8 protein-coding genes are annotated in these 9,101 nt (G+C 51.2%); 1 reads left to right on the forward strand and 7 read right to left on the reverse strand.

Annotated features, from left to right (window positions below):
* The 7 genes from VFS25_RS16545 to VFS25_RS16575 all read right to left on the reverse strand — a co-directional run.
* The coding region (locus tag VFS25_RS16545) for a TolC family protein (protein ID WP_326463277.1) at positions 1-842 on the reverse strand (842 nt) is incomplete at its 3' end.
* Positions 826-2,760, reverse strand: coding sequence for an efflux RND transporter permease subunit (locus tag VFS25_RS16550; RefSeq protein ID WP_326463278.1), 1,935 nt, complete (start codon positions 2,758-2,760; stop codon positions 826-828). The genes VFS25_RS16545 and VFS25_RS16550, both read right to left, overlap by 17 nt.
* 1 nt (position 2,761) lies before the next feature.
* The gene (locus VFS25_RS16555) at positions 2,762-4,048 is read right to left on the reverse strand and encodes an efflux RND transporter permease subunit (RefSeq protein WP_326463279.1); all 1,287 of its coding nucleotides are present in this window, start codon (positions 4,046-4,048) and stop codon (positions 2,762-2,764) included.
* A gap of 84 nt (positions 4,049-4,132) precedes the next feature.
* A complete protein-coding gene (locus tag VFS25_RS16560) occupies positions 4,133-4,540 on the reverse strand; it encodes an HYC_CC_PP family protein (protein WP_326463280.1) in 408 nt (135 codons plus the stop codon).
* Between the two features lie 221 nt (positions 4,541-4,761).
* Positions 4,762-4,974 carry a heavy-metal-associated domain-containing protein gene (locus VFS25_RS16565; protein ID WP_326463281.1) on the reverse strand — a complete coding sequence of 71 codons (213 nt, stop codon included), beginning with the start codon at positions 4,972-4,974 and terminating at the stop codon, positions 4,762-4,764.
* 39 nt (positions 4,975-5,013) lie between these two features.
* A complete protein-coding gene (locus VFS25_RS16570) occupies positions 5,014-7,275 on the reverse strand; it encodes a heavy metal translocating P-type ATPase (RefSeq protein ID WP_326463282.1) in 2,262 nt (753 codons plus the stop codon).
* A gap of 100 nt (positions 7,276-7,375) precedes the next feature.
* Positions 7,376-8,701: a sugar porter family MFS transporter gene (locus VFS25_RS16575; RefSeq protein WP_326463283.1), complete on the reverse strand. Its 1,326-nt coding sequence runs from the start codon at positions 8,699-8,701 to the stop codon at positions 7,376-7,378.
* A 177-nt stretch (positions 8,702-8,878) separates the two neighbouring features.
* Between VFS25_RS16575 and VFS25_RS16580 the strand changes: the two genes are divergently transcribed.
* The coding region (locus VFS25_RS16580; protein WP_326463284.1) for a TetR/AcrR family transcriptional regulator at positions 8,879-9,101 on the forward strand (223 nt) is incomplete at its 3' end.

Raw genomic sequence — 9,101 nt, forward strand, 5'->3', positions numbered from 1 at the left:
GGGTACATATGGTCAAAACGCAGCCTGAAGTCGGGCCGTTTTTCCAGCTGCATGGCCTTAATATTCAGCTGCATGGATTGTATGCCTGCTTCCATTTTTTCTACTGCCTTATTGGTGGCTGCCAGGGTGGCTGTATCATAAGTAGCGGCCGGCGTAAATTCCGGTACAGCAGTAGTGTCAATATCAAAAGCTTCGGCGCCCGGCCGGTTCATAAGGGCATTGAGCCAGGCCCTGGCTTTATCAATTATCCCGTGCTGCATGTGTATCATGTTATAGTTCTCCGCTACCCTGCCGGTTGCTTTGTAAATGCTGCCCAGCTGCGACTGGTTGTAGGGATAGCGTACTTCGGCTATTTTTTTCATGGTTTCCATGATCTGCTGGTTCTGCTGCAACACCCGTATGCGGGCCGCTGCAATTATCCAGGTATAGTACAGGCGTTTGGCCTGGGCCTTCAGCTCGTTTAAGGTAACTGCGCGGCCGGCCTTTTCCATGTTGCCCTGAGATGCGATGTAGCGCTTTTTTGCCTGCAGCTTTGAGGTGTTGGGAATATCCTGCTCCAGCTCCAGCATCAGCGATCCTTTATCGCCGGGGCTCATGGTTTTTACGCCGGGGTATGGCGTCATAAACGTGCCTGCGCCCACCATAGGCGCCATCCAGCCGGTGGCTGCTTCGGCATTGTATTCATACGCCGCGGCCCTGAGCTTATAAGCATCCAGCTTTACGTTATCCCTTTCTATGCGCTGCAGGATAGTGTCGAGCGAATATACGGGCAACGCCTGGGCAGCGGCGGCCGCCGGCAACAGGCATATGTATAACAGCGCCGTACTAATGTTGCGTAACATGTATTTCCAGCTTGCCATATTTGCGTAATTCATATTCTTTAGTCATTAAAAAAATGAGGGGCGTTACCAGCAATATGTGGGTAGAGGATGTAAGCACGCCGCCGATCATGGGCAGCACAATAGGCTTCATTACATCGGTTCCCACGCCGGAGGCCCATAATACCGGCACCAGCCCAAACAGCGATACACATACCGTCATGAGCTTGGGGCGCAGGCGTTTGGCAGCGCCGGCCACCACAAAATCCCGCAGGTCGTGTTTTGTAATGGCAGCCGCGGAGTTGCCCTTTTGTTTTACCAGCTGCACCATGGCATCGTTCAGGTAAATAACCATTACAATACCTGTTTCCACCGCAATGCCAAACAAGGCTATAAAGCCCACTGCTACTGCCACGGAAAGATTTACGCCCCATATATAAATGATATAGGCGCCGCCTATTAATGCAAACGGCACGGTAATAAGGCTAAGGAAAGCTTCGCGGAAAGAGCGGAAAGCAAAATACAGGGAGCAGAAAATGACGATGAGCACTACGGGCGCTATCCACATGAGCGTTTGCTTACCCCGGATCAGGTTTTCGTACTGCCCGCTCCACTCCAGGAAATAGCCGGCCGGCAATACCTGTTTTGCCGCGTTTACCTTGCCGATGGCATCGCGTACGGTGCTGCCCAGGTCGCGGCCACGCACGTTGAACATTACAGCGCCGCGCAGTATAGCGTTCTCCGAGGAGATCATGGGCGGCCCATCTTCATATTGCACATCGGCCACTTCGCCCAGGGGAATTTCGCCAAACGCGGGAGAGCGCAGCGGGATGCGCTGTATCTGCGCCACGCTGTTGCGGAAGTCCTGCGCCAGCCGTACGCTGATGGAAAAACGGCGGCGGCCTTCAATGGTATTACCAATGGGCGCACCGCCCAGGGCTACTTCTACTGTTTGGTTCACATCATCTACTGTAAGGCCATAACGGGCCAGCGCGTCGCGCTTTATGTTAATGGCCAGGTACCTGCCGCCGGTGACCGGCTCTACATACAAATCCTGCACGCCGGGGGTGCCTTCCAGCGCGTGTTTTACTTTTTCTGAAACAGCGGCAATGGTGTCCAGGTTTTGCCCGAATACTTTAATGCCTACATCGGTGCGTATGCCGGTAGCCAGCATGTTAATGCGGTTAATAATGGGCTGTGTCCACCCGTTTACCACGCCGGGTATCTGCAGCTTTTTATCCAGCTCGTTAATAATATCTTTCTTGGTAATGCCTTTGCGCCACTCGCTTTTAGGCTTCAGCATAATAATGGTTTCTATCATGCTCATGGGCGCATTGTCGGTAGCAGTGCCGGCGCGGCCGGCCTTTCCCAGCACCTTATCAACCTCCGGCACCGTGCGGATTATTTTGTCCTGCACCTGCAGGATGCGTTTGATTTCGCTGTTACTTACATCCGGCAGCGTAACGGGCATGAACAGGATGCTTTGCTCATCCAGCGGGGGCATAAACTCCGTGCCCAGGCTTTTCAGCAGCGGTATGGAAATAACCAGCGCCAGTATGTTAATGGCCAGCGTGGTTTTGCGCCAGCGCAGCACCCAGCGTATCAATGGCTCATAAATGCGCTCCAGCAGGCGGTTTACGGGGTTGGCATGATCCGGCCGAAATTTACCTTTCATGAAAAAAGAAATGAGCACCGGCGCCAGGGTAATTACCAGCACCGCATCTACCAGCATAATAAAGGTTTTGGTAAAGGCCAGCGGGTGAAACAGCTTGCCCTCCTGCCCGGTGAGCATAAACACCGGCAGAAAGGAGGTGATGATGATAATGGTAGCAAAGAACACCCCCCGCGACACCTGCTTGCTGGACTGCTCTATCACGGCCAGCCGCTCTTCTTCACTGATCCAGTGTTGTTTTTTGCGGAATATTTTTTTGATCCGGTTCATGTTATGCATGCGTTTTCTTTTGGTATTCGGCATATTTCTCCGCCAGGTGCTTGTAGGCGTTTTCGCTCATGATTATGCCGTTATCTACAATCACCCCTATTGCCAGCGCAATGCCGGTAAGCGACATGATGTTGGAGGAAATGCCAAATGCGTTCAGGAGAATAAAGCTGGCAGCCAGCGTAACGGGTATCTGGATAATGATGCTTAATGCGCTGCGCCAGTGGAACAGGAAAATGATCACTACTGCCGATACCACAATCATTTCTTCGATGAGCGTGCGCTTGATGGAGCCAACAGACTCTTTTATGAGGGCGCCCCGGTCATACACGATATCGAACTTTACACCAGGCGGCAGGCCTTTGGCTACTTCCTTCATTTTGGCTTTTACCCGGTTGATCACGGCATCGGCATTTTCTCCATAACGCATTACCACTATGCCGCCTACCCGCTCGCCTTTACCATCCTGGTCAAAGATGCCCAAACGGCTTTCACCAGTCATTTGCACCGTGGCTATATCCGCTACCCGGATGGGTATGGAGTTCTGTGTTTTAACCGCGATGTTGCGGATCTGCTCTATGGACTGCAGGTAGCCGCTGGTTTTGATGATGTAGCCTATACCGCTCATTTCAAACTTACGGCCGCCGGATTCATTGTTGCTGGCGCGTATGGCATTGATCACGTCTGTTATGCCCAGCTGGTAGTACAGCAGCTTATTGGGATCTACTGTTACCTGGTATTGCTGCCGGGCACCGCCGAAGGATGCTATTTCACTTACGCCGGGCACGTTTTGCAGAGCAAACTTCACATACCAGTCCTGGATGGCGCGCTGCTCTCCCAGGTCCATATCCGGCGCATCCAGCGTGTACCAGAGTATGTGGCCCACGCCGGTGCCATCGGGTCCCAGGGTGGGTGCTACGCCCTGCGGCAGCTGGCTGGTAATGGTGCTGAGCTTCTCCAGCACGCGCTCCCTTGCCCAGTAAATATCCACATCGTCATTAAATATTACGAAGATGAAGCTCATGCCAAACATAGAGGAGCCCCGTACATATTTAACTTTGGCAATGCCCTGCAGGTTGGTGACCAGCGGATAGGTAACCTGGTCTTCTATCAGCTGGGGACCGCGGCCCATCCATTCTGTAAATACTATTACCTGGTTTTCCGACAGGTCTGGAATAGCATCTATCGGGTTTTTCTTAACGGCGAAAAATCCCCATGCAAATAACGCTGCCGCCAGTATGATAACCATAAAGCGGTTACGCAACGACCATGCAATGATCTTATGTACCATGCAATGCAATTATGGAAGTAAAAAGAAAAATGTAAATGCGGGAAAGATCCGTTATGGTTGATTAACGGTAGCGGGGGTTGTATATCAGACGCGGAAGTTACAGTTCAGCAGGAAAACGGGAATGCTGCTTTTACCAGGCGGCGCCTGGGCTACAGGAAAGGTAACAGCCAGGGAGGTAACCGGCGCAGCATCAAAAGTATAAGTGGCCACCGGCGTTGCTTCGGGCACGGGGAATATTAAGGAACCGGCGCTTTCAGGCGTACGGTGGTCGTTTTTCAGCTTTATCTCTTTGTATTGATCCTCACAGCATTTCTTTTTGGAGGTGGCGTTTACAGCGCTTTTTTTCATGCCGCAAACGCTGCAATGGTCTTTTTTGCGGTTGCCCAGCTCCCATTCCACCAGCTTGCCCATGCAGTAATGCAGCTGCACAGTAGCGCCCATGGCGGTGCTCATGTAAATGAAAGCTAATATAACAGCAATAAACCGTTTCATACAACAGCAAAGGTAATGGTAATACGCAATGGAAGCTTATATTATTTGCAACTTTTTTTATGTTTTAACAGGGGCGACCAAAAAAGAATCTAAAATGTAAAATGTTAAATAATAAATGTAAAAGTTGGAGGGCAAAGTTAACCGGGCCCGCACCGCAGCCAACTTTTACATTCTACATTTTACATTTATGATTTTACATTCTTTTCAGCCCCTGTATGCATTTATACATTGCTTGCCTTATACCCGGCTTTTTCCAACGCATTGATCACATCTGCACTGGTAATGGCGTTACCTGTTTTAACAACCAGTGTTTTATCAGGACTTTGCAGGTCCACGGTCCAGGTATCTTTACCGGCCACCTTATCCAGGTAAGGTGTAATAGTGTCTACACAACCGGAGCATTTAATGTTTGTTTTAAATTTTAATGTTTCCATACTATGCTTCTTTATGCTTATTAAATGTTTAATACGGGTTTATAATGCCGACAGCTTTAACCGCAGGCTGTTACTTACTACAGACACAGAGCTCAGGGCCATGGCGGCGCCGGCGATCATGGGATCCAGCAGGAAGCCGTTGAAGGGATATAATATTCCTGCGGCCAGCGGTATGCCTATCATGTTATAGATAAACGCCCAGAACAGGTTTTGCCGGATGGTGCGCACTGTTTGGCGGGAAAGGCGCAGCATTTGCGGCAGCGTGTTAAGGTCGGAGGTAATGAGCGTTATTTTGGCTACGTCCATGGCAATATCCGATCCTTTGCCCATGGCAATGCTTACATCGGCCTGGGCCAGCGCATGGCTGTCGTTAATGCCATCGCCCACCATGGCTACTACCTTTCCCTGCTGCTGCAGCTCTTTTACAAAAGCGGCTTTTTCCTCCGGCATTACGCCTGCCTTAAAGTGCTGCAGGCCTACCTGCCGGGCCACTGCGGCAGCGGTTTGCTGCTGGTCGCCGGTGAGCATATACACTGCAATGCCCTGCTGCTGCAGGCGGGTAATGGCTGCTTTGGAAGTGGCCTTTACCTGGTCGGCTATTGCCAGCACGGCCACTGCGTTATTACCGGCTGCAAATGCAATTACGGTTTTACCCAGCGCCTGCCACTCCTGTGCTTTTTGCGCCAGCTGCGTACCAGGTACAATGCCCTGCTCTTCCAGGAAGCGGGCGTTGCCAACGCGCCAGGTAACGCCCTCATATACTGCTGTTACGCCTTTACCTGTAACGCTGCTGATATTTTCCAGCGCAACCGGCTGTACGTTCTGCTGCTGTAAACCGTTTACCACGGCTATTGCCAGCGGATGCTCCGACTGCAGCTCCATGGCCAGCAGCACCTGTTTCCACAAAGGGTTATCCTGTATGGAAAAGGTATCTGTAAGCGCGGGCCGGCCTTCTGTAATAGTACCGGTTTTATCCAGTATAATGGCATTTACGCGGTGGGCCAGCTCCAGGCTTTCCGCATCCCGGATCAGCATGTGGTGGCTGGCGCCCTTGCCTACGCCCACCATAATAGCAGTGGGTGTGGCCAGGCCTAATGCGCAGGGGCATGCAATTACCAGTACGGTTACAGCAGCTAACAGGCCACGGGTAAATGCATAGTCGCCGCCGGCCACTATCCACACAACAAAAGTGAGCACTGCTATGCCTATTACCACCGGTACAAAAATACCGGCTATCTTATCAACCAGCTTTTGCACGGGCGCTTTACTGCCCTGCGCTTCCTGCACCATTTTTATGATACGGGCCAGCACAGTATCGTCGCCTACCTTTTCGGCCCTGAACTGAAAGCTGCCCTGCTGGTTAATGGTGCCGGCAAAAACTTTTGCGTTTGCTGTTTTGCTTACAGGCAGCGGCTCGCCGCTGATCATGCTTTCATCTACATAAGACGCGCCGCCGGTTACCACCCCATCTACCGGTATTTTTTCGCCCGGCTTTACCAGCAGCACATCCTGCACCTTCACCTGTGCAATGGGCACCTGCTGCATTTGCCCGTTTGGCTGCACCAGGGTTACGGTTTGAGGTTGTAAACCCATGAGCTTTTTAATGGCGGCAGAAGTGCCTGATTTGGCTTTTTCTTCGAGCAGCTTACCCAGGGAAATAAATGCAATCACCACTGCGGCTGCTTCAAAATATACATGTGCATGCAAGCCCCGCTGGTGCCAAAAAGCCGGGTATATGGTGTTGAAAACGCTGAATACCCAGGCAATACCGGTGCTAAGCGCTACCAGCGTGTCCATATTGGCTTTACCAAAACGGGCCTGCTTAAATGCGTTGATGAAAAAGCTGCGGCCAAAGTAAAAAACCACCGGGGTGGCCAGCACCAGCATCATCCAGTTAGCATAAGGCATGTTCATAAAGAACATACCGATTATTACTACCGGCAATGCCAGCAGGGACGACCAGATGGTTCTTGTTTTAAGACGTTTATAATATTGCTGCTGCGCCGCTTCCTGTATCTGCTGCTGGTTGGCAGTGTCAATAACCAGGTCGTACCCGATGGCGCGAACAGCTTTTTGCAGTGCTTCAGGGGTGGCTATGCCAGGATTGTATAAAACAGAGGCTGTTTGATTGGCAAAGTTAACGCCGGCTTCTTTTACACCGTTTACAGACTGCAGCATGGACTGCACGCTTATTGCGCAGGCGGCGCAGGTCATTTCCAGCACCGGGAATGTGTCTTTTTTAAGCGTAGCGTCAGCCGGTGCGGTTGTTTTTTTATGCCTGTCTATAGTAGTGGTTGCCATTTGAACCCTCCTTTTTATGCAAAGTTACTCCCGCCTGCAGGCAGGTCTTTTACATAATAAGGGGAAAAAATATCAGGATTTTGGGGAGGGGGGTGCTGATTTACCGCAGCACCACCTTCTCCAGCTCTTCCAGGGATTTATCTTTTGTTTCAGGCAGCATTTTTACTGCAAACAGCAGGTGCAGCACCATGGCTACGCAAAAAAAGCCGAATGCCAGCGTTCCGCCATGAGGCAGCTCTGCTACAATGGGAAATAACCACGTCATTACCGCTGCCCAGAACCAGTGCGTAAAGCTGCCCAGGGCCTGGCCTTTGGCGCGTACGGAGTTCGGGAAGATCTCTGCCAGGAACACCCATATCACCGCGCCCTGCGAAAATGCAAAGCTGGCGATAAAACCCACCAGGTACACCAGCACCATGTAGCCGCCGAAATCCTGCAGGTAAAACGCGCGGGCGGTTAACCCCAGGAACACGATCATGCCTATGGAGCCGGCAATGAGCAACGTTTTACGGCCGAATTTATCAATCACAAACATGGCAATGATGGTGAACACCATGTTGGTAACCCCTATGAGCACTGCCTGCAGCAGCGCGGTATCGCGCGCCAGGCCGGTCATGGAAAAAATGCGGGGCGCATAATACATAATGGCGTTAATGCCCGAGAACTGGTTAAAGGTAGCCAGCAGTATGGCGCATAATACCGGGAAAGAGAACTTGCGCGTAAACAGCTTTTCTGCATGCCCGCTGTTTTCCGCCTGCAAGGACGCGGCAATATCGGCCACAATAACATCGGCATCTGTATTGCCTAATGACAGCAGCACCTGCCGCGCATCTGCGGTACGCTGCTTTTTCATTAACCAGCGGGGGCTTTCCGGTATCAGGTATAACAGCAGCAGGAACAGCAGCGACGGTATTGCCTGTACGCCCAGCATCCAGCGCCAGGCGTCAATAGCTACCCATTTATTAATGAAGTAATTGGAAAAATAAGCGAGCAATATGCCCAGCACAATATTGAACTGGAATAATGCTACCAGCCGGCCGCGCAGCCGGGGCGGCGCAATTTCCGAAATATACATGGGGCCGGCCACAGACGATGCGCCAATACCTAACCCGCCGATAAAGCGGTAAATGAGAAAGGCCGGCCAGGAATGCGAGAGGCCGCAACCCAGGGCAGATACGATGTAAAATATGCCTACCAGTATCAGCACCTTTTTACGGCCGTATTTATCCAGCGGAATACCGCAGCCGATGGCGCCGATGATCGTACCTATTAAAGCAATAGAGTTGGTAAAGCCGTGCCAGAAACCATCCAGCTGAAATACATCTTTAATGGCCTGTTCCGCACCGGAAATTACCGCGGTATCTGCCCCGAACAGCAGTCCGCCTAAAGCGGCTACCAGGCAGCCGGTAAATAAGTTTCTATTCATGTTGTGAATTAATTAACGTTGATCCGTTCCTGTTGTACAGTGGAATTTTACGGGATAAGATACACATTATTTCATCATTTTCTCATAGGGCCGCCTTTCGTTCAAAAAGCGGCTTTTCCCCTTCTTTTTGCTTACTTACTGATTAGTCAGTATATTTACCGCCTGAAATAAATGAACATGGCGGATAATACCCGTGAAAAAATTATTGAGCTGGCCGATCACCTGATCCGCACCAAGGGTTTTAATGCGTTCAGCTATGCTGATATTTCGGCGCCGCTGGCTATTAAAAATGCAGCGGTGCATTATCATTTTCCTACCAAGGCCGACCTGGGCATCAGCGTTATTGAACGCGAGCTGCAGGGCATGGCGCTGCAGCAGCGTAAATGGGACAAGCTGCCGG

The organism is Chitinophaga sp. (assembly GCF_035761305.1).
GTDB lineage: Bacteria > Bacteroidota > Bacteroidia > Chitinophagales > Chitinophagaceae > Chitinophaga.

What these genes read in the sequence shown, in the direction of transcription:
- VFS25_RS16550 (WP_326463278.1), bottom strand. Translation starts at nt 2,760, where the DNA reads ATGAACCGGATCAAAAAAATATTCCGCAAAAAACAACACTGGATCAGT.
- VFS25_RS16555 (WP_326463279.1), bottom strand. Translation starts at nt 4,048, where the DNA reads ATGGTACATAAGATCATTGCATGGTCGTTGCGTAACCGCTTTATGGTT.
- VFS25_RS16560 (WP_326463280.1), bottom strand. Translation starts at nt 4,540, where the DNA reads ATGAAACGGTTTATTGCTGTTATATTAGCTTTCATTTACATGAGCACC.
- VFS25_RS16565 (WP_326463281.1), bottom strand. Translation starts at nt 4,974, where the DNA reads ATGGAAACATTAAAATTTAAAACAAACATTAAATGCTCCGGTTGTGTA.
- VFS25_RS16570 (WP_326463282.1), bottom strand. Translation starts at nt 7,275, where the DNA reads ATGGCAACCACTACTATAGACAGGCATAAAAAAACAACCGCACCGGCT.
- VFS25_RS16575 (WP_326463283.1), bottom strand. Translation starts at nt 8,701, where the DNA reads ATGAATAGAAACTTATTTACCGGCTGCCTGGTAGCCGCTTTAGGCGGA.